Genomic DNA, 20,597 nt, shown 5'->3' with positions numbered 1-20,597 from the left:
TGGGTGAGTGGCCGGCCGGTCATGCCGCGGCGGCGTCGCGCACGCCGTCTCGCCGCGGCCGCGACAGCCGGGCTGTTCGCGCTGGCCCTGCCCGCCGCCCCGGCCTCCGCCGTCACGCTCGCCGAACCCAGTCCGCTCAAGGGTGACTCCGTCCGGGCCGACGAGTGGCATCTGGACACTCTCGACATCGCCGAGGCCTGGACGTATTCCAGCGGCTCCGGGGTGACGGTCGCGGTCATCGACTCCGGCGTCGACTCCGACCACCCCGACCTGCAGGGTCAGGTGCTCACCGGCCTCGACCTGGTCGACGACAAGGGTGACGGCGACACCGACCTGGTCGGCCACGGCACGACCGTCTCGGGCATCATCGCGGGCCGCAACGACGACACGTCCGGCGTCGTGGGCATCGCCCCTAAAGCCAAGATCTTGCCCGTACGAGTTCTCGATGAAGACAATCGTTACGGCGACGCGCTGATCGTCGCGCAAGGCGTGCGCTGGGCGGTCGACCACGGCGCCAAGGTCATCAACCTGTCGCTCGGCGGCAACGGCAGCAGCGCCGCCCTGGCCGCCGCGCTCGACTACGCGTTCGCCAAAGACGTCGTCGTGGTCGCCTGCACCGGCAACACCAGCGCGTCGTCGTCCAGCGGGGTCTGGTACCCGGCCCGCGAGCCTGGCGTGATCGCCGTGGCCGGCATGGAACGCGACGGCACCACCCTGTGGTCCGGTTCGATCACGGGCAAGGAAACGGTGGTCACCGCCCCCGCCACCCAGCTGGTCGGAGCCAACGCGGGCGGCGACTACTGGAAGGTGCAGGGCACCAGCTTCGCCGCCCCCATGGTCTCGGCCACCGCGGCGCTGATCCGCTCCCGCTGGCCCGACATGCCGGCCGGCGAGGTCATCAACCGCATCATCCGCACCGCGAAAGACAAGGGCGCCGCCGGCCGCGACCCCCTCTTCGGCTTCGGCCTGGTCGACCCCGTGGCCGCCCTGACCGCCTCGATCCCGCCCGTCTTCGAGAACCCGCTCGACACGTCCCCGTCCCCCGGCATCGCCCGCTTCGGCAGCGCCCCCGCCCCGGGCCAGGCTCTCTCGGCCCCCGACGGCACGACGCAAGGGCTGACCCCGCTGAAGCCCCAGAACGACCCCGGCTCGGGCGCAGCCCCGCTGGCCGCACCCCAGTCCACCTCACATCAGGCGTGGTGGGCCGCCGCAGCTCTGTTCCTGCTCTCGGCCGTGGCCGCCGTCCTCACCATCCGCCGCTTCGCCGGCACCACCTGACCGGGTTCACCCGCTCGGGGGCGTCGGGGGCCGCTAGCTTTCCAGTCGATACACCTTCGAGTCGCGCACTTGGAAGCCGAGCCTCTCGTAGAGCCGGTTTGCTGCCGCACGGGTCGGCCGCGACGTCAGGTCGACAGTTCGCGCGCCGTCGGCTCGGGCGAGTTCGACGGCCGCCTGCGTCAGGGCTGCGCCAACACCGTGACCGCGGGCTGCCTCGTCCACCACAACATCCTCGATCCAGGCCCGCCGACCAGTAGGGATGGGGAACGTGACCAAAGTCAGCGTGCCCACGATCTGGTCGTCGATCCGCGCGATGAGCAGCCTGTTCCCTGGCCACTCGGTGAGGGCGCGCAGTGCCGCTCCATCCAGCGGCTGGGCCGATCGCGACAGCTGGGGCAGGAGCCGTCCGAACGCTTTGACCAGGTCTTCGGTGACTTCCTGGACGACCTCGATGGCGACGCTCATGACCGACGACTTTAGAGGAGCCTTCTCCGCCGATCCTCATCACCGATCATGACTCGGCAGGTGAGTGTGGTTCGAGGGGCTGGCCCGGGTGTGCGGGTCAGGCGCAGTCGCCGGTGCGGACGCCTCGGGTCCGGGATTCGCCTGCCTGGGCGACCGGCGCAGCCTCGTTCGCGGTGAGGGCGAACCCCGTGTTCTTGTCGTCGGCCGCCGCGGCGAAGATGACGCCCAGCACCTGGCCGGTGGGGGTGATCAGCGGGCCGCCGGAGTTGCCGCTGCGGACCAGGGAGCGGATCGTGATGATCTCGCGGGTCACGTCGCCGGCGTCGTAGATGTCGGGGCCGGTGATCTTGCCGACGTCGCGGATGCGGGCCGACTGGGCGTCGTACGGGCCGTCCTGGGGATAGCCCAGCACGATCGCGCTCGCCCCCGTCGTCGCCTGCTTGGCCACGAACGGCATCACCGGGGCGCCCAGGCCGGGCACGTACAGCACGGCCAGGTCGCGGTCGGGGTCGTAGACGACGACCGTGGCGTCGCGCCGGCGGCCGTTCACCTCGACCGTCGTCTCGCGGGTGCCGGCGACCACGTGCGCGTTGGTCATCACCCGCTCGTCGGCGTAGACGAAGCCGGTGCCCTCGATGCGCCGGGAACAGCTGGGGGCCGTGCCCAGCACCTTCAGCACCGAACGCTTCGACCGGGCGACGATCTGGGAGCCCTTGAGCTTCGGGTCGGGTGCCGCCACATCTTTGGCCTTGGTGGGCGTCAGGCCCCCGAAGACCGCGGGGAAGCCGCTGGTGTCGAGGGTGTCGCTCAGCGCCGCCGAGAGCGCCTGCGCCTGCTCGGGCATCAGGCTGTTGATGCCGCCCAGGATCGTGCTGTTCCGCACCGCCGAGTTGAGGCCGGGGAACGGCGTCGAGCCCAGCGGCACCGCGATCAGCCAGGCCACCAGCAGCACCGCGACCAGCGAGACGGCCGCGCCGCCGGCGTCGTCGACTCGCTGCAGCGGCTTGCTCTGGATGGCCCGCCGCAGGTGGGTGCCGAGCCAGCCGGCCAGCGTCTGCCCCAGCACGGCGACCGCGAAGATGGTGACCAGCGAGACGACCAGCCGCGCGGTCGGGTCGGTGAAGCGGTCGGCGATCAGCGGACCGACCTGCAGGCCGATCAGCACCCCGCTGAAGAAGCCGCCGAACGAGAGCGCGCCGATGACGAAGCCCTGGCGGTAGCCGCTGATCGCGAAGACCAGCATGAGCAGGATCAGGATGGCATCGACCACGGACACTCACCCAGAGTAGAAGTCGGGGACCACCGGCGGATCACGGCAACACCTCGTCGGGCGCGCCGCCGCGGGTGGCGGGCACCGGGGCGCTCGCCTCGGGCAGCTCGACCAGCGGGCCAGGTTCCCACGGCTGCGTCCAGCCACCCATGTCGAGCACCCTCGAGATCACCCCTGCCGTGAACCCCCACACCAGCATCCCGCGCACCTGGAAGGCGGGACTGACCCAGCCGCTGGGATGGCGTACCCGGATACGGTTTCCCGGGTCGACCAGTTCACTGATCGGCAGCCGGGCCACGTGCGCGACCTCGGCCGCCTGCAACGGGCTCACCGGATGGGGTCGCCGCCACCAGGCCAGAACGGGTGTGACGACGAACGAGCTGACCGGGATGTACAGCTCGGGCAGCAGGGCCAGGGCCTCGGCGCTGGACGGGTCGAGACCGACCTCTTCGTTGGCCTCGCGCAGGGCGGTGGCCACGGCGTCGGCATCCTCAGGGTCGGTGCCGCCGCCGGGGAACGCGGGCTGGCCGGCGTGGTTGCGCATGGTCGCCGCGCGTTGCAGCACGAGCAGGTCGGGCCCGCCCGGAGTGCCGGCGGCCGGTTCGCTCTCGCCGAGCAGCACCAGCACCGCGCTGGACCGGCCGCCGTGGGCCGGCGCCCGCAACGGGGTGAAGTCTTCGGTACGGCTGCCGGCCACCCGGCTCAGCAGGGGCTCGAACCACGACGGCAAGCCGTCGGGCCGCCGCAGCAACCGGCCCTCGGTCACGGGGTCACCGTCACGCCGGTGTGCTTGCGCAGTTGCTCGGACAAGCCGCGCGCGTCCAGCGGCAGCGGGTGAACGTAGGACTTGCCAGACGAGTCGACGAAGACGGTCACCGGCAGGTTGATGCGGCCGAGATTGTTGAGCAGCGCGCCCTTCTCGTCGAACAGCGTCGGCATGCGGACGCCCTTGTCGGTGGCGAAGTCGGCGCCCTTGTCGCGCTTGTCGCCGGAGTCGACGCCGAGCACCGTGACCCGGCCCTCGGCCTTGTCGGCCAGGCCCTGCATGACCGGCAGCTCGGTGCGGCACGGCTCGCACCACGACGCCCAGATGTTGATCACCGCGGGCCCGCGCAGCGAGCGCAACGAGACTTCGTCATCGCCGGTGAAGCAGGGCAGCTGGAGATCGGGCAGGTCGGTCGCGGCCGCCGCCGGTGGCTCGGTCAGCGAGCCGCACCCGGTGAACGGCGAGGCGATGGCCGGCTCGTCGTCGCCGCAGGCCGCCAACGCAGCCGCCAGCACCAGAACCATCGGCGCCACCAGCAGCCGCGTCAGCCGGGAACGGGCCGGTTTCCCCGCCGCGGCGGCCTGCCCACAGCGAACGGCCTGGTTCACGGGGCCTCCGGCGCGGCCACCGCGGCCGCCGGCACCAGCGCCGGGTCAACCCCGGCGGCGACGGCCAGCTCGCGCGCCCGCGGCCCCTTGAGCAGCTTGGCCGCGGCCGCCGCCTCGGTCGGGCCGGTGCCGTACGACGGGCACATGGCGGCCAGCGTGCACGCCCCGCAGGCCGGCTTGCGCGCGTGGCACACCCGCCGCCCATGGAAGATCACCCGGTGCGACAGCATGGTCCAGTCGCGCTTCTCGATCAGGTCGGCCACCAGGAACTCGATCTTCACCGGGTCGTCCTCGGCGACCCAGCCGAAGCGGTTGGTGAGCCGCCGGAAGTGGGTGTCGACAGTGATGCCGGGAACGCCGAACGCGTTGCCGAGGATGACGTTGGCCGTCTTGCGCCCGATGCCGGGCAGGGCCACCAGCTCGTCGAGCGTCGAGGGCAGGACGCCGTCGTGCCGATCGAGCAGCGCTTGCCCGAGCTTGATCAGCGAGTCGGTCTTGGCCCGGAAGAAGCCGGTGGGCTTGAGCAGAGTCTCGAGCGCCGTGCGGTCGGCCCCGGCGTAGTCGGCGGCCGACTGATAGAGCTTGAACAGCGTCGGGGTGACCTGGTTGACCCGGACGTCGGTGGTCTGCGCCGACAGGATCGTGGCCACCGCCAGCTCGAGCGGGGTGGTGAAATCGAGCTCGCAGTGCGCGTCGGGATGCGTGTCGGCCAGCTCGCGGGCCATCTTGCGGGCGCGCCGCTTGCGCCCGATGGGCGTCTCCGCCGCGAACCGCTTGACCGACCGCCCCACCAGAGTCACCGCTAAAGAGTACGTCGCCCCTGCGACAAGATTTTCGGGCGCGACTACGGCTCGATCGACCCGTCGGCCCCGAACGAGGGACCCGTCTCGGGGAAGTCGGCCTTGCTCAGCTGGGCCACCAGCTTGCGGCCCTGCTCGTTCGACTCGTCCCGGGTCGGCAGGCCGTTGGAGTTCATGTACGTCGAGAGCAACTTCCCGCCCTCGTACGACCCGTCCTTCCGCAGCGTCACGTGCAGGATCCCGCCGTACTTGAGCACTCCCGTCCGCGACAGCGTGCGCCCGCCCCCGGCGAAGTTCCCCAGGCTGTACGCGATGAGCTTGCCCTTGTAGAACTCCATGCCCCGCAGCACGTGCGGCCCGTGCCCGACGACCAGGTCGGCCCCGGCGTCGATCACCGCCCGGCTGAACTTCATCGGGTCGCCCCGGTTCTCGCCGAAGAACGTCTCGGTGCCCGGCTTCACGTGCTGCTGGTCGGCCCCCTCGGCCCCCATGTGCACCTGCACCACGACCAGGTCGGCCTCGCCCTTGGCCGCTTCGACCACCGACCGGGCCTGGTCGAGGTCGATCAGGCTGTTGGCCCCCGCGTACGAGGAGAACCCGACCACCGCGACCTTGATCCCGTTGACCTCGGTCACCGTGATCTCGTCGGTGTTGCCGGTGGCCTTGATGCCGGTCTCGTCGAGCACCGCCCGGGTGTTGCGGGCGCCCTGCGTACCGAAGTCCTTGGAGTGGTTGTTGGCCGTGTTGACCAGGTCGAAGCCGCCGTCCTTGAGGTGCTTGGCGTACGACGTCGGCGAGCGGAAGGCGAAGCAGTTGGTCGCCGCCGCCCCGCATTTGGAGGTGCCGGTGTCGGCCGTGAGCGGCTGCTCCAGGTTGCCCATGACCAGGTCGGAGGCGAGCGCCTCTTTCACCGAGTCGAAGAAGCCCGCCCCGTCGCGCGGCGGCATGCGGCCGGGCGCATTGCTCATCATGATGTCGCCGGTGGCCGAGAGTGTGACGGTGCTGACACCCGATTCCTCGCGCGCGGCAGGGGAGGAAGCCGCGGGCGACGCCGGCGGCGCGGAGGCCGGAGTGGTCGGGTCGGCCCAGGTCACCTCCGAGGAGCCGCGGTCGCGGTTCGCAAAGGCGACACTTCCGACACCGACGGCGGCCAGAACCGCCAGGACAATAGCGACAGTAAGGACAGGCCGCCCGAAAATGCCTGGTCCTCGATGCGAGGGGTGGGAATTCATCGACGGCGACGATACCTTCAGGTGGCTACGCGGAAGAACCGTCGAAAGGCTGGTCGTCGACCACACTCGGCGACGGAAAATACTGCCCGTCACGGCCGGGCCGGTTACCCTGCGGTATCTGGATCAAGGGGTGCCCGCCCGATTCTTGCCCGCGTGCGCCTAGACTGATCGAGCGCAGGCGTTGCGCGTGTTCGGAGGTGCGGCGATGGATGAGGTACTGGCGCGCAGCGGGATCTTCCAGGGCGTTGACCCGGAGGCCGCCGAGGCGCTCGCCAAAGAGATGGACACGGTCGAGGTCCGCAAGGGCGACGTCCTGTTCAACGAGGGCGAGGCCGGTGACAGCCTGTATATCGTGCTGTCCGGGAAGATCAAGCTGGGACGCCGCGCCGCCGACGGCCGGCAGAACCTCGTCTCGATCATGGGCCCGTCCGACATGGTGGGCGAGCTCTCGCTGTTCGACCCCGGCCCGCGCACGGCCACCGCGACCGCGGTGACCGACGCCCGGCTGGCCCGGCTCAAGAAGACGTCGCTGCGGCCGTGGCTCAACAACCGGCCCGAGATCGCCGAGCAGCTGCTGCGGGTGCTCGCCCGCCGGCTCCGGCGCACCAACGACGCCCTGGCCGACCTGATCTTCACAGACGTGCCCGGCCGCGTGGCCAAGAACCTGCTGCAGATGGCGGGCCGGTTCGGCACGCGTGACGGCGGCGTGTTGCGGGTGACGCACGACCTCACCCAGGAGGAGCTGGCGCAGCTCGTCGGGGCGTCCCGCGAGACGGTGAACAAGGCCCTGGCCGACTTCGCCTCCCGGGCCTGGCTGCGGCTCGACGGCAAGAGCGTGATCATCCTGGACCCCGAGCGTCTGGCGCGGCGCGCCCGCGTCTGACCCCACCTGATCTCTCAGGGGCCGTCCCACCGGGGCGGCCCCTAAAAATGCGTACCGAACCTCCTAAAAGGGTACAAACCAGCCGCATTTGCATCCGTGTCGCACCCGCTCGACCACTCGTTACGGAGGTGGTCGAGAGGCACCGGCGGATACGAGAGGGCGCGGCTTTGAACATGGTGGGGGGCGTACAGCGCATCGGGGTTCCGACGTGACCGTGCTCGACACCGCCATCGACGCGCGCACGCCCGGCTACCTGGAGGGCCGCAACACCACCCTCGACCGGCTGGAACGGCTCGAGGCGGCCATCGAGGAGGCGCGCGCCGGCGGTGGCGAGCGTGCGGTAACCCGGCATCACGCCCGCGGCAAGCTGCTGCCCCGGGAACGCGTCGAGATGCTGCTCGACCAGGACGCCCCGTTCCTGGAGCTGTCGCCGGTCTGCGGCTGGGGCACCGAGTTCGCCGTGGGCGCGGGCGTGGTCACCGGCATCGGCGTGGTCGAGGCGGCCGAGTGCATGATCATCGCGACCGACCCCACCGTCGAGGGAACCTCGGTCAACCCGTACGCGGTCGAGAAGATCCGCCGGGCCGTGCGCATCGCCGCGGCCAACCGCCTGCCGCTGGTCAACCTGGTCGAGTCGGCCGCCGAGACCACCACCAACGGCTCGCCACCGGGCGGTGGGGTCGCCCGCGACCTGAGCCGCCTGGCCGGCGCCCGGGTTCCCACCGTCGGCGTGGTCTTCGGGCCCACCAGCGGCGACGCCGCCTACCTGCCCGCCCTGTCGGACTACACGATCCTGGTCCGGGGGCACGCCAAGAGCCTGCCCCGGGCCGATCAGCTGGCCGAGGACGAGCGCGACGCCCTGCGGCTGGCCCGTCAGTGCGTACGGCGTCTGAACTGGCGCAAATGCGGCCCGCAGCCACGCAGCTTCCCGCCCGCCGAGCCCAAGTACGACGCCGAGGACCTGCTCGCCCTGGCCGGCGCCGGCCGGCCCGCCCTGGTCGAGCCGCGCGAGGTGCTGGCCCGGATCCTCGACGCCAGCGACTTCGACGAGTTCAAGCCGGCCGTCGGCGCCGCCGTGCTGGCCGGCTGGGGTGAGCTGCACGGCTACCCGGTCGGGGTGTTGTCCACCTCGGGCGGCCCGCAGTCCGCGGCCGACACCCAGAAGGCGGTGCACTTCATCCAGCTGGCCAACGCCACCGACACCTCGCTGCTGCTGATCCGGCCCGGTGACACCGGCGCCCTTGGCTCGGGCGCGGTCGACGCGCTGGCCCATTCCACCGTGCCCCTGCTCGCCCTCAACACCGGGCGCACCGGCGACCCCCGCTTCGCATTCCGCTGGCCCGCCGACGGCCCGCTGGCGAACGGCGACGACGACGGCGTCATCGACCCCCGCGACACGCGTACCGTGCTCGGGCTCTGCCTCTCCGCCGTGCACAGCGCGGCCGTCGAGGGCGCCGGGCACGTCGGCGTGTTCAGATCCGGAAAGGTGGACCAGTGATCCGACGGCTTCTGGTGGCCGACCGCGGCGAGACGGCGCGCCGGGTGTTCGCCACCTGCCGCCTGGTCGGCATCGAGACGGTCGCCGTCTACTCCGCCGCCGACTCCGACGACCCGCACGTCGGCGAGGCGGACTACGCCGTACGCATCGACGGCGGCACACCCCGCTCGTCGTACCTGCGCGGCGACCTGATCATCACGGCCGCCCAGCGGTCCGGCGCCAACGCCATCCACCCGGGCATCGGCGAGCTGGCCGAGGACCCGGACTTCGCGGCGGCGGTGGCCGACGCCGGCCTGATCTGGGTCGGCGCCCCGGCCAAGACGCTGGGCGTGCTGCGCAGCAAGCAGGAGACCAAGGCCCAGGTGGCCGAGGCCCGGGTGCCGGTGCTGCCCAGCTTCACCGACCCGGACGAGGTGCCCGGCTTCCCCGTGCTGATCAAGCCGGACACCGGGCTCGGCGGGGCCGGCCTGCGGGTCGTGCGGGACGCCGCGACGCTGGCCGAGGCGCTGGCCACGACCCGGCGCGAGGTGGGTGGCGAGGTCTACTGCGAGCCGTACGTGGAGGACGTGCGGCACATCGAGGTGCCGATCCTGGCCGACGAGCACGGCGCGGTCGTCCCGTTCGGTGAGCGCGAGTGCTCGATCCAGCGCCGCTATCAGAAGATCGTCGAGGAGACGCCGTCGCCGGCCGTCGACCCCGGGCTGCGCGAGGAGTTGTGCCGGGCGGCGATCGTCTCGGTGCGGGCGCTGGGCTACGTGGGCGCGGGCGCGGTTGAGTTCCTGCTCGACACGAACGGCGACTTCTGGTTCCTCGAGCTCACCCCGACGCTGCAGGCCGAGCACGCGGTCACCGAGTGCGTCTCGGGCTATGACCTCGTACGCCTGCAATTGCTGGTCGCCGAGGGCGGCAGCCTGCCCATGCCGGGCCCGCCGCCGATCCGCGGCCACGCGATCGAGGTGCGCCTGTGCGCCGAGGACCCGGCGTACGCGTGGCTGCCCGCCGCCGGCACCGTGCACCGGTTCGCCGTGCCCGACGTGGCCGGCCGGTTCCGCCCGCTGCCCGCGCCCGGCCTGCGGCTCGACGCCGGTGTCGAAAGCGGCTCGGTGGTCGGCGTGCACCAGGACTCCACGCTGGCCAAGCTGGTCGCCTGGGCGCCCACCCGGCAGGAGGCGGCCCGCATGCTGGCCTCGGCGCTGACCCGGACCCAGCTGCACGGCGTCGCCTCCAACCGCGACCTGCTGGTGCGGGCCCTGCGCCACCACGCGTTCCGCACCGGCGACGTGGACACCGGCTTCCTGGACCGGCGGCCCGAGGTGTTCGCCCCGCTGTTGTCGGCCGTCGACGCCGTACGCCTGTCCTGCCTGGCCGCCGCCCTGGCCGGGGCGGCCGACCGGCGGGCCACCGCACCGGTGCTCGGCGCGGTGCCGTCGGGCTGGCGCAACGTGCCGTCGGGGTCCCAGACCGCCGTGTACGACGGCCCGGCCGGCCCGGTTGAGGTCGGCTACCGGATGAACCGCCACGGCGAGCTGGCCGGCTGGTGGGTGCGCACAGTGGACCCTGAAGAGCTCGACCTGGCCGGGCTGGGCCACGCGCCGGTGGCGGCCGACTACCCCGAGACGGTGGTGGTGCGGGCCGGCGACGAGCGGGTCGTGCTCGACGTCAACGGCATCCGGCTGACGTTCAACGTGCACCGGGTGGGCGAGGTGTCGTACGTGGACAGCCCGGAGGGTTCGGTGGCGCTGCGCGCGCTGTCCCGGTTCCCGTTGCCCGCTCCCGACGCCGTCGAAGGTTCGCTGATCGCGCCGCTGCCCGGCGCCGTGCGGCGGGTGCTCGTGGTTCCCGGTCAGCGCGTGCGGGCCGGGGAGCTGCTGCTCACCCTGGAGGCGATGAAGCTGGAGCACCCGGTGCACGCGCCCAGCGCCGGCGTGGTCGCCTCGCTGCCGGTGCACCCGGGGGCCGAGGTGGACACCGGCGAACTGCTAGCGGTTCTCGCTCCCGAGTAGGCCGAACCACTTCTTCTTGGGCGGCCGCGGGTTGCGGATGGTCGGGGTGTCGTCGCTGGGCGAGAAGCGCGGCGGCGGCACCTGGTGCGGCGGGTTGAGCTGCACCGCGGTGAGCATTTCGCGCAGCTGCTGGGCGGTCGGCCGGGATTCCGGGTCGTTGGCCATGCCGTACCGCAGCACCTGGGTCAGCCCGGCCGGCACCCCGGGCAGGTCGGGGATCGGCTGGTGGAACAGGTCCATCAGGGTCAGCAGGCTGGGGCTGCGGTCGCCGTCCCAGCGCGGCGGGCGGCCCCGCATGACCGCGTAGAGCGTGGCGCACAGCGCGTAGACGTCGACCGCCCCGCTCGGCTCGTCGTGCCGGAACATCTCGGGCGGCGCGTAGGCCGGGGTGAGCACCTCGAGTGTCACCGACGAGTCGCGCATCTCGCCCAGCACGGCCAGCCCGAAATCGGCCAGGACGGCCGTGTTGAACTGCGAGTACAGGATGTTGGCGGGCTTCACGTCGCGGTGCAGCACCCCGTTGGCGTGCGAGTGCACCAGCGCGTCGGCGATCTTCACGCCCAGGTCGCGGGTCTCGGCCGCGCCCAGGGGCGAGCGGCGCATGCGGTCGAGGTACGACCCGTCGCACAGCTCCATGATCAGGTACGGGTGCTGGTCGACCGTCACGCCGACGTCGAACAGGTCGACCACGTGCGGGTGCGACGACATGCGCCCGGCCGCGCGCGCCTCACGCAGGAATCGTGCCTGGTCACGGTCGCTCTCGAGGCGGCGATTCTCCACCTTGATGGCGACCTCACGGCCGACCGAGTCCTGCATCGCGCGATAGACGGTGGCGTACCCACCCCGCGCCATCACGGATAAGCCGGACATGCCAGGCACGTACGGAGCGGGCAACGCTCCGCGCGGTGTCTCGGTCATGAAGTTGAAAATACGCCAGGCGCCCGGGCGATCATCCGGGCACGTCAGACGCGTAGGCGACAGTCGCAGGTGCGGACGACTCCAGCGGCTCCACCGCGAGCGCGGCCCGCAGCTCTTCGGCCGCCACGCGCTCGCTGATCTGCTCGGTCGAGTAGGCCAGCAGAACCGCCTCCTCGGCCGCCGCATGAGCCGCGTCGCACTGGTCGGCCGCGGCCAGCACCCGGGCGTGGACCATGGCCGCCAGCACCCCGCTGCGCACGTCCTCGGCGTTCACCTGCCGGGCCCGCTCGATCCAGGTCAGGGCGGCCTCGACCCGGCCGTCGGCCAGCAGGGCGGCGGCGTACGAGGCCAGGGCGTGCCGCCGCGAGAAAAGCAGCGAGGGCACCCCGGTGTCGGTGGCGATCGGCGCCAGCAGGCCCATCGCCGTCTTGGCGTCGCCCGAGCGCAGCCGCGCCTCGGCCATCAGCACCCGCGGGCCGACCTGGGCCGGCGCCATCGGGTTGTGCGGCTCGACGGCGGACATCACCCGGCGGGCGTCGGCCTCGGCCCCGGACAGGTCGCCCCGGTTGAGCGAGACGAAGCCGCGCAGCGTGCCGGCCATGCCCAGCAGCAGCGGGTGACCCGTCCGGTCGGCGTAGGCCAGGGCGTCGGTCAGCAGGTCGTACGCGTGGTCGAGCTCGCCCAGCCCGCGGGCGATGGCCCCGCGGACGACCAGGGCGAGGCCCCGCCCCCAGTCGTCGCCGACCGCGTTGAAGTCCCGGTAGGCCCGGCGCGCCTCCCCGTCGGCCTCGGCCAGCTCGCCGAGTTCCGAGGCCGCGTACGCCTCGACCGCCCGCAGCGTGCCCACGGCCCACGCCTCGCCGACCCGGTCGCCGAAGGGCAGGAAGATCCGGGCCAGCCGCCGCGACTCCTGCAGGCGGCCGGAGAGCAGCCGGGCGAACGCCGTGGTGCCGCGCAGCCACGAGCGGCCGACCGGGTCGCCCAGCTCGGCGAACAGCCGCGCCGCCCGGCCCAGCACGGCGTCGGTGCCGGCGAAGTCGCCCCGGGTGGTGGTCACCCAGGCCAGGTTTTGCAAAGCCCAGGCCTGCCCGTGGCGGTCGCCGGCGGCCAGCGTCACCTGGTAGGCCGCGGCGAACCGGCTGCTGGCCTGGCTGAGCCGGCCGGCCAGGAAGTCGGCCATGCCCAGGCGGCGCATCGCGTTGGCCCGCTCCGGCAGCAGCTCGGCCTCGGTCGCCACCTCAAGCGCCTCTTGCCAGGCGGCGACCGCACGGCCGCTGTCGCCCAGCGCCTCGTGGGCCCGGCCGACCACCAGCAGCGCCTCGGCCTTGTTGACCGGCTCGTCGGCGGCGTTCTTGGCGATCCGCTCGCCCTGGGTCAGCGCCTCTTCGGCCCGGCCCAGGCGCAGCAGGGCGCGGGCGTGCACGAGCTGGTCGGGCAGCGGCAGACCCTCGGGGGTGAGACCGCCGGCCCGCTCGGCGTACTCGATCGAGGCGGCCGGTTCGATGTTGGCCAGCGCCCGGCGGGCCAGACGGCCGAGCGCCGCCACGCCGAGGGGCGCCACCTCGCGTACCGAAGCCTCGGGACGCAGCCGCACCGCGTTCGCGAGCTCGACCGCGCACTCGGCGTGCGTGGCCACGAAGGCGTCGCGCTCGTTGTCGCTCAGGTTCAACCGGCCCGCGCTGTCGTAGCCCACTTGCTCAAGGCTCTCGGGCGCGGCCCACTGGGCCAGGTAGGCGTGCCGCTCGGCCAGATCGGCCTTGCCGATGCCGGAGTAGGCCGCCTCGCGCATCAACGGCGTCGTGAAGGCGTAACCGCCCCGCGAGCGGTGCAGCATGCGGCGCTGCAGCAACTCGTCGATCGAGCGTTCCAGCTCGACCGCGGCCACCGCGCCCGGCCGCGCGTCGCTCGACGCCCGGCGCTCGCGCAACGCCTCGATGACACCGGCCGGCACCCGGTCGCCCGCGACGGCCGCGTCCCGCAGCACCGAGCGGGGCTCGGGCGGAAGCGCGTCGATGCGGGCCGCGAGCACGGCCGCCAGGTCGCGCGAGAGCAGTTGCCGGCCCAGCGAGCCGTCGGCCAGCTGCCACTTGCCGGCCGCGTTGGCCCCGACCGCCGGGGTCAGCGCGCCGCGTTCCATGAGCAGCGTGACCATCTCGGCCAGATAGAACGGGTTGCCCTGCGCGGTGGCCAGCAGCCGGTCGGTGTCGGGCTGCGGCAGCTTGCCGCCGTTGAGATAAGAGGTGAGCAGGCGGGAGGCGTCCGCGCCGCGCAGCGGCGGCAGCGTGTGCACCTCGGCGTCGGCCAGGCGGGTGAGCGCGCCGGCCGTGCGCACCAGTTCGGGCCGGCCGAGCAGCAGCACCACGACCGGGCCGTCGAGCAGCGACAACGTACGGCCCAACGCGTCCACGGTCGAAGCGGTCGCGTCGTGCAGATCGTCCACGATGACCACCAGCGGCGCCTCGGCGGCCAGCGCGCTCAGCAGTTCGGCCACCGCGGCCGAGATCGCCTCGGCGTCGGCGCGCTTGGTCGAGGGCTGCCAGTCGGCGTCGGCTGCCGGGCCCACCGGGTTGGCCGGGGCCTCGCCGTAGCCGAGCAGCGCGAGCAGCCGGTCGATGTCGATGTGGGCCGGCTCGCCGTCGCGGCCGAGGCGGTTGGCCAGCTTGCGCAGCCTCTCCTCGACCACCGTGCGGCCGACGGTGGCCACCACGTCCTTGGGGAGACCGACTGATTTCCGTACGAGGTCAGCCAGCGGAGCGAATCGCCGGCGCTCACCGAAGGCCCGGCACCGCACCCGCAGCACCCGTGCCCCGGTGTGCGCCGCGTACCGCCCGTTGCCGACGTCGTAGCCGGCCGCGAGGCGCTTGACCTCGCCGGCGAACCGGGACTTGCCGATCCCGGCCTCGGCCGTCATCACCATCACGCGCGGGGTGCCGGAGTCGATCGCCTCGGACAGCCGCCCGGCCACCCGGCCCAGCTCGGTCTCGCGCCCCACGAACGGGGCCTCGTCACCCAGGCCGGAGCGGGTGCCCGGCGCGTCGTGCAGGCCGAGCAGTTCGAATGCGGGCACCGGCTCGCGCTTGCCCTTGAGCCGCAACGGGCGCAGCTGCCGCCAGGAGGCCACGTGCCGGGTGCCGCCGCTGGTGCGCGAGCCGGCGTAGACCGCGCCGACGGCGGCCGCGTCGGCCAGCCGGGCGGCGGTGTTCACCGTGTCGCCGATGACGGTGTACTCGATCGAGGCCTGGATGCCCGCGACCACCTCGCCGGTGTTGAGGCCGACGCGCAGGCCGAGCGGGGCGCCGCCGCCGCGCTCGTCGTCGAGCACCCGGCGGACCGCGCGCTGCATGCTCAGCGCGGCCCGGACCGCCCGCTCGGCGTCGTCCTCATGGGCCACCGGGGCGCCGAAGACAGCCATGATGCCGTCGCCGGTCAGCTTGTCGACGTGGCCGCCGAAAGTCTTGACCGCGCCGGCCAGGGCGGCCAGCACCCGGTCGGTGACCGCGCCGACCCGCTCCGGGTCGAGGTCTTCCGACCAGGAGGTGAAGTCGGACAGGTCACCGAAGAGCACGGTGACGATGCGCCGCTCGGCCGCCGGCAGGGTCGCGGCCGCAGGCAGGGCCGCGCCGCAGTTGTGGCAGAAGCGGGCGCCGGGCACGGCGACGGTTCCACACACAGGACAGGTCACAGCGGATCCAACCTGCCTGCGGGTGTTCCTGATTCCCCGATTTTGTGATTCAGGTAATCCAGTTGCGCCGAGGCCGACCAGACGGCCGCGAAACGGACGGCCGGATCGATGTCCGGGTAGACGATGTCGACGACCTGCTCGGCGGTGCGCGCGCCGGCCGCCATCGCCGCCTCCACCTGCGCCAACCGCTCCCGGCGGTGGTCGAGGTATTCGCGGGCCAGCGCGGCGACGTCAGTACGCGACGGGCCGTGCCCGGGCAACATGAGGACCTTCTCGTACGCGCTCAGACGCTCGAGGCTGCCCAAATAGGCACCCAGGTCGCCGTCCGGATGGGCAACGACGGTCGTCCCGCGCCCGAGAATCGTGTCGCCCGTGAACATGACCGGCGCCTTCCCCGCGTCGATCAGAAAACACACTGAATCCGACGTATGTCCCGGCGTGTCGAGAACTTGCACCTCGAGCCCGGACCCGCCGAGGTGTTCGCTCGGATCGAGCGGCTCGCCGGCGACGCAGTGGGCCGGGTCGGCCGCGAGCACCGCGGTGCCGCCCAGGATCTCGGAGAGCCGGGCTGCGCCCTCGACGTGATCATGGTGACCGTGGGTGATGAGGATGAACTGATACGGGCCGTGACCGGCGATGCGCTGCAGATGGCCCTCGTCGAGCGGGCCGGGGTCGATGACGACGCCATGGGTCTCGCCTGGGGCGCGCAGCACCCACGTATTAGTGCCGTCCAGCGTCATCGGACCCGGGTTGGGCGCGCGCAGCAGCGTCACCCAGCCCGGCAGCCCGTTCGGCGCAGCACCCCCCATGCGCGAAATCCTACGTCGCGCATGGGGTTGAACAAGAGGACCGGATGTGCGATCTCAGTGTCCGCTCAGGTTACGGAATGCAACCGGAACGGCCGATCAGCCTGGGGGTTCACGCCACCTCGGCGATGATCTCGACCTCGACCGGCGAGTCCAGCGGCAGCTCAGCCACGCCGACCGCGCTGCGGGCATGCCGGCCCTGCTCGCCGAAGACGTCACCGAAGAGGTTCGACGCTCCGTTGATGACGGCGGGCTGACCGGTGAAGCCCGGCGCCGACGCGACGAAGCCGGTCAGCTTGACGATCTTCACGACCCGGCCCAGGCCGACCAGCGACTCGATCGCGGCCAGGCCGTTCAGCGCGCACAGGCGGGCTAGTTCGGTGCCCTGCTCGGCGGTCACCTCGGCGCCGACCTTGCCGGTCAGCGGCAGCTTGCCCTCGACCAGAGGCAGCTGACCCGACACGTACACATAATTCCCGGTCTGCACGGCGGGGACGTAGGACGCCAGCGGCGGCACCACCTTGGGCAGGGTCAGACCCAGCTCGGCCAGCCTCGCGTAGGCGTCGACGCCACCCTCGCCACTGATCGGCGTCGTCACGCTGCACCTCCGTTGTCGTGCTCTCCTGGCCCTACGTTCGTAACCTGCGCTTCGGTGCAGTCGATCACGACTTCGGCCGCTTCATGTACGCGACCAGCTGCTCGGCATTGGGGCCGGGCACCACCTGTACGAGTTCCCAGCCGTCCTCGCCCCAGTTGTCGAGGATCTGCTTGGTCGCGTGGACCAGCAGGGGCACGGTCACGTACTCCCACTTCTGCATGCTCGCCTACTCCCTAATCGTCGGTACCTCGGCCAGCTTAGGGCCCGGGAGCGGGCCGGTTTGGCTAGGCTGATCGAGCCTCGGAGCGGACCGAGACCGGAAGATCACGGAGGGCGACATGACGCAGCCACCAAGCGAGTGGCCGCCGCCTTCTTCACCCGATTCTCCAGCGGCTCCTCCCGCCGAGCCGTGGCCTGCTCCCCCCGAGCCGGCGCCTGTGATCGACTTCATCGACGCCGCTCCCGAGCCGGTCGACACCTCTTATCCCCCGTCCGGCGCGTACGCCGACGAGACCGACGGGCACCACGAGAGCACCCAGGTCATCCCGCCCGAACCCGGCGGCTGGCAGCCGGCCCCGGCCACCGAGCCCTGGCACGCCCAGCACGAGGCGCCCGGCGAGTGGCAGACCACGCCGCCCGAGCACCTGGCCTACCACCACTCGATCCCGGCCGAGGGCCCGCAGCAGCCCGAGCCGATCTGGGCCGGCGCCCCGCAGCCCTACCAGGTGCCCCTCGAGCCGGGCGGCCCGCGCCGCCGCAAGAGCGCGCTCTGGATCTCGCTGGCGCTCGTCGGCACCCTTTTCCTCTGCGGTGGCGGCGCCGTCTCGGCCTACTTCCTGCTGCGTGACGCCGACAACCCCGGCTCGCCCGACCCGGCCACGGCGGTCGACCGCTTCCTCACCGCGGTCTACACCGAGCAGAACGCCGCCGCGGCCGACGACCTGGTCTGCCGCGAGGCCCGGGACGAGTCGAAGATCGCCGACCGGGTCTCGGACATCAAGGCGTACGCCGACGGCTACACCGATCCGGTCTTCCGCTGGGCCGATCCGAAGGTCTCCGACAACACGGACGACCGTGCGGTGGTCTCGGTCGAGCTGTCCATGTCGACCGCGGACGAGAAGACCTCGACCCAGGCGCTGGAGTTCACGGTGATCCGCAAGACCGGCTGGCTGGTCTGCGAGGTGGCCGGCTGACCGGTCGCCGTACCGTTGGAGCCATGGGTGAGCACGTCAGCAGATGGCCGGCACGACTGCATGTGGTGACCGGCAAGGGCGGCACCGGCAAGACCAGCGTCGCCGCGGCCCTGGCCCTGGGCCTGGCCGCGGACGGCCGGCGCACGCTGCTGGTCGAGGTGGAGGGCCGGCAGGGCATCGCCCAGCTCTTCGAGACCGAGCCGCTGCCGTACAAAGAGCTGCGGATCGCCAAGGTGGCCGGCGGGGGTGAGGTGCGGGCGCTGGCCGTCGACCCGGAAGAGGCCCTGCTCGAGTACCTCGACATGTTCTATCACCTGGGCGCGGCCGGCCGGGCCCTGCGCAAGGTGGGCGCGATCGACTTCGCCACCACCATTGCCCCGGGCCTGCGTGACGTGCTTCTCACCGGCAAGGTCAAAGAGGCCACCACCCGGTCGCAGGACGGCAAGCGGGCGTACGACGCGGTGGTGCTCGACGCCCCGCCGACCGGCCGCATCGGCCGCTTCCTCAACGTGACGGCCGAGACGGCCAAGCTGGCCAAGGTCGGCCCGATCAAGACCCAGAGCGAGGGCGTGGCCTCGCTGCTGCGCTCGCCGATCACCTCGGTACACGTGGTCACCCTGCTCGAAGAGATGCCGGTGCAAGAGACGCTGGACGCGATCGCCGAGCTCAGCGCCCTGCACATCCCGGTCGGCCGGATCGTGCTCAACGCCACCCGGCCCGCCCTGGTGACCGGGGGCAAGGTGACCAAGGCCGAGCTCAAGCGGGGCCTGGCCGAGGCGGGCCTGCCGACCGACGCGGCCACCGTGAACGGGCTGGCTACCGAGGTGAAAGCCCATCTCACCCGGCAAGAGCTGGAAGAGTCACTGCGCACCGAGCTGGCCGAGACGGGCCGCCCGCTGGTCGAGCTGCCCCTGCTCTCCGGCGGCGTCGACCAGGCCGGGCTGGACGAGCTGGCGGCCGCCCTCATGCGTGCGTGACCGGCCACAGTCACCGTGCGCCGGATCAACTACGGACTACCCTTGAGTAGTGGCTGAAGTGAGCACTCAACGACTCGATGTCGACGGTCTGCTCGCCGACCCGTCCACCCGCATCGTCGTGTGCTGCGGCGCCGGCGGGGTGGGCAAGACCACCACCGCGGCCGCGCTCGGCCTGCGGGCGGCCGAGGTGCACGGGCGGCGCACGGTGGTGCTCACGATCGACCCGGCTCGCCGGCTGGCCCAGTCGATGGGCCTCAGCGAGCTCGACAACACCCCGCGCCAGGTCAAGGGCATCGACGGCGACAACGGCGGCGAGCTGCACGCCATGATGCTCGACATGAAGCGCACCTTCGACGAGGTGGTGCAGCAGCACACCACGCCGCAGCGCGCCTCAGAGATCTTCGCCAACCCGTTCTATCAGGCCATGAGCTCGACCTTCGCCGGCACGCAGGAGTACATGGCGATGGAGAAGCTGGGCCAGCTGCGGGCCACCGACGAGTGGGACCTGATCGTGGTCGACACCCCGCCGTCGCGGTCCGCGCTCGACTTCCTGGACGCTCCGGCCCGCCTGTCCCGGTTCCTCGACGGGCGGATGCTGCGCATGCTCCTGGCTCCGGCCCGGTCCGGCGGTCGCAGCATGTTCAGCCTGGTCACCGCTTCCTTCGGGCTTTTTTCCCGTACGGTGCAAAAGGTCTTGGGTGCGCAGTTACTCACTGATCTGTCCGGTTTCGTGGCCGCGCTCGATTCCATGTTCGGCGGCTTCCGGCAGCGCGCCGATCAGACGTACCGGGTCCTGCAGGATCCTCAGACGGCGTTCCTGCTGGTCGCGGCGCCCGAGCGGGACGCCGTACGGGAAGCCGCCTATTTCGCCGAGCGCCTGGTGGCCGACCGGATGCCGCTGGCCGGCCTGGTGCTCAACCGCATGCACCGCTCCGAGGTGCCCGGCCTGTCGGCCGAGGCCTCGCTGGCCGCCGCCGAAACCCTCGACGCCGCCGGCGACCAGCCGCTGACCGCCGACGCGCTGCGCATCCACGCCCACCTGGCCCGCCAGAACGAGCGTGAGCAGCGGGTCGCCGCCACCTTCACCGACGCCTTCCCGGCCGTGCCGTCGGTGTCGGTCACGGCACAGCCCGCCGACGTTCACGACGTCGACGGGCTGCGGACGATCGGTTCGCTCCTGGCGTGACCGCCGCCGTTCAGCGGGTGGGGACGAGCACCTTGTCGGCGCCCTTTTCCTTCATCGCGGCTTCGAACATCTTGCGCCAGCTGGCTACGTGCGGGTGCCGGCGCAGCAGCGCCCTCCGCTCCCGCTCGGTCATGCCTCCCCAGACGCCGAACTCGATCCGGTTGTCCAGGGCATCGGCGAGGCACTCGTAGCGGACCGGGCAGCTGCGGCAGATCCTCTTCGCCACGTTCTGCTCGGCGCCCTGCACGAACAGCGCGTCAGGGTCGCCACTCTGACACGCCGCCATGCTGGGCCAGTCGCTGATCATCCCCATGTGTAAACGTCCCCCCTTGCGTTACCCCCTGACGTCCGCCACCCCTTGTCCCCCGGGCCGTACGAACGTCGTGCGACAAGCTCGCCGGACCATCATGCTCTGTAGTCGGGTGATTACGCAA

18 protein-coding genes and 1 pseudogene are annotated in these 20,597 nt (G+C 72.1%); 7 read left to right on the top strand and 12 right to left on the bottom strand.

The annotated features are described in order from the left end of the window. Positions 1 to 21: 21 nt before the first annotated feature. On the top strand, positions 22 to 1,278 hold the full coding sequence (gene mycP, locus OWR29_RS31550; protein WP_267567199.1) for a type VII secretion-associated serine protease mycosin: 1,257 nt from the start codon (positions 22 to 24) through the stop codon (positions 1,276 to 1,278). A 33-nt stretch (positions 1,279 to 1,311) separates the two neighbouring features. Here mycP and OWR29_RS31545 read toward each other — a convergent pair whose 3' ends face one another. The 6 genes from OWR29_RS31545 to OWR29_RS31520 form a co-directional block, all read right to left on the bottom strand. Beyond that, positions 1,312 to 1,743 (bottom strand): GNAT family N-acetyltransferase, encoded by a 432-nt coding sequence (locus tag OWR29_RS31545; protein ID WP_267567017.1) that lies wholly within the window; start codon positions 1,741 to 1,743, stop codon positions 1,312 to 1,314. A gap of 97 nt (positions 1,744 to 1,840) precedes the next feature. Beyond that, complete coding sequence (locus tag OWR29_RS31540; RefSeq protein ID WP_267567016.1) at positions 1,841 to 3,019, bottom strand: MarP family serine protease; 1,179 nt, start codon at positions 3,017 to 3,019, stop codon at positions 1,841 to 1,843. A gap of 34 nt (positions 3,020 to 3,053) precedes the next feature. Further along, a complete protein-coding gene (locus tag OWR29_RS31535; RefSeq protein WP_267567198.1) occupies positions 3,054 to 3,764 on the bottom strand; it encodes an NUDIX hydrolase in 711 nt (236 codons plus the stop codon). A gap of 11 nt (positions 3,765 to 3,775) precedes the next feature. Beyond that, a complete protein-coding gene (locus OWR29_RS31530; RefSeq protein ID WP_267567015.1) occupies positions 3,776 to 4,387 on the bottom strand; it encodes a TlpA family protein disulfide reductase in 612 nt (203 codons plus the stop codon). Beyond that, positions 4,384 to 5,181 (bottom strand): endonuclease III, encoded by a 798-nt coding sequence (gene nth / locus OWR29_RS31525; RefSeq protein WP_267567197.1) that lies wholly within the window; start codon positions 5,179 to 5,181, stop codon positions 4,384 to 4,386. Before nth ends, OWR29_RS31530 begins: the two co-directional genes overlap by 4 nt. 50 nt (positions 5,182 to 5,231) lie before the next feature. Then, a complete protein-coding gene (locus OWR29_RS31520; protein ID WP_267567014.1) occupies positions 5,232 to 6,419 on the bottom strand; it encodes a CapA family protein in 1,188 nt (395 codons plus the stop codon). A gap of 205 nt (positions 6,420 to 6,624) precedes the next feature. On the opposite strand from OWR29_RS31520, the gene OWR29_RS31515 reads away from it, so the two are divergent. The 3 genes from OWR29_RS31515 (at position 6,625) to OWR29_RS31505 (ending at position 10,803) form a co-directional block, all read left to right on the top strand. Beyond that, positions 6,625 to 7,302: a Crp/Fnr family transcriptional regulator gene (locus OWR29_RS31515; protein WP_020515203.1), complete on the top strand. Its 678-nt coding sequence runs from the start codon at positions 6,625 to 6,627 to the stop codon at positions 7,300 to 7,302. Positions 7,303 to 7,510: 208 nt separating this feature from the next. Beyond that, on the top strand, positions 7,511 to 8,800 hold the full coding sequence (locus tag OWR29_RS31510; protein WP_267567013.1) for a carboxyl transferase domain-containing protein: 1,290 nt from the start codon (positions 7,511 to 7,513) through the stop codon (positions 8,798 to 8,800). Then, positions 8,797 to 10,803, top strand: a complete 2,007-nt coding sequence (locus OWR29_RS31505) for an ATP-binding protein (protein ID WP_267567012.1) — start codon at positions 8,797 to 8,799, stop codon at positions 10,801 to 10,803. The genes OWR29_RS31510 and OWR29_RS31505 overlap by 4 nt, the downstream gene beginning before the upstream one ends. A gap of 110 nt (positions 10,804 to 10,913) precedes the next feature. On the opposite strand, the pseudogene OWR29_RS31500 reads toward OWR29_RS31505, so the two are convergent. From OWR29_RS31500 to sp36, 5 genes and pseudogenes are all read right to left on the bottom strand, one after another. Then, positions 10,914 to 11,721, bottom strand: a pseudogene (locus tag OWR29_RS31500) (serine/threonine-protein kinase); the annotation flags it as partial. 31 nt (positions 11,722 to 11,752) lie between these two features. Continuing rightward, a complete protein-coding gene (locus OWR29_RS31495) occupies positions 11,753 to 15,403 on the bottom strand; it encodes an adenylate/guanylate cyclase domain-containing protein (RefSeq protein ID WP_267567010.1) in 3,651 nt (1,216 codons plus the stop codon). Then, positions 15,400 to 16,212: an MBL fold metallo-hydrolase gene (locus OWR29_RS31490; RefSeq protein ID WP_267567009.1), complete on the bottom strand. Its 813-nt coding sequence runs from the start codon at positions 16,210 to 16,212 to the stop codon at positions 15,400 to 15,402. The genes OWR29_RS31495 and OWR29_RS31490 overlap by 4 nt, the downstream gene beginning before the upstream one ends. A gap of 109 nt (positions 16,213 to 16,321) precedes the next feature. Next, positions 16,322 to 16,807, bottom strand: coding sequence for a RidA family protein (locus OWR29_RS31485; RefSeq protein WP_267567008.1), 486 nt, complete (start codon positions 16,805 to 16,807; stop codon positions 16,322 to 16,324). Between the two features lie 64 nt (positions 16,808 to 16,871). Then, positions 16,872 to 17,027 (bottom strand): Sp36 family protein, encoded by a 156-nt coding sequence (gene sp36 / locus OWR29_RS31480; protein WP_127498762.1) that lies wholly within the window; start codon positions 17,025 to 17,027, stop codon positions 16,872 to 16,874. Between the two features lie 217 nt (positions 17,028 to 17,244). Here sp36 and OWR29_RS31475 point away from each other — a divergent pair, with 217 nt between their 5' ends. The 3 genes from OWR29_RS31475 to bagB are packed head-to-tail and all read left to right on the top strand — an operon-like array spanning position 17,245 to position 20,163. Then, positions 17,245 to 18,000, top strand: coding sequence for an Rv0361 family membrane protein (locus tag OWR29_RS31475; protein ID WP_267567007.1), 756 nt, complete (start codon positions 17,245 to 17,247; stop codon positions 17,998 to 18,000). Between the two features lie 23 nt (positions 18,001 to 18,023). Further along, the gene (gene bagA / locus OWR29_RS31470; protein ID WP_267567006.1) at positions 18,024 to 18,977 is read left to right on the top strand and encodes an ATPase BagA; all 954 of its coding nucleotides are present in this window, start codon (positions 18,024 to 18,026) and stop codon (positions 18,975 to 18,977) included. A gap of 58 nt (positions 18,978 to 19,035) precedes the next feature. Then, entirely contained in the window at positions 19,036 to 20,163 is a 1,128-nt protein-coding gene (gene bagB, locus OWR29_RS31465; protein WP_267567196.1) for an ArsA family ATPase, read from the top strand. Positions 20,164 to 20,173: 10 nt separating this feature from the next. Here the strand turns inward: bagB and OWR29_RS31460 are convergent, their stop codons facing one another. Continuing rightward, positions 20,174 to 20,476 carry a WhiB family transcriptional regulator gene (locus OWR29_RS31460; RefSeq protein ID WP_203377149.1) on the bottom strand — a complete coding sequence of 101 codons (303 nt, stop codon included), beginning with the start codon at positions 20,474 to 20,476 and terminating at the stop codon, positions 20,174 to 20,176. Positions 20,477 to 20,597 lie beyond the last annotated feature (121 nt).

This window comes from Paractinoplanes pyxinae, assembly GCF_026626335.1.
Classification (GTDB): Bacteria; Actinomycetota; Actinomycetes; order Mycobacteriales; family Micromonosporaceae; genus Actinoplanes; species Actinoplanes pyxinae.
The sequence above is the reverse complement of the archived record's forward strand: the minus strand, read 5'-3'. Positions and strand labels throughout refer to the sequence as shown.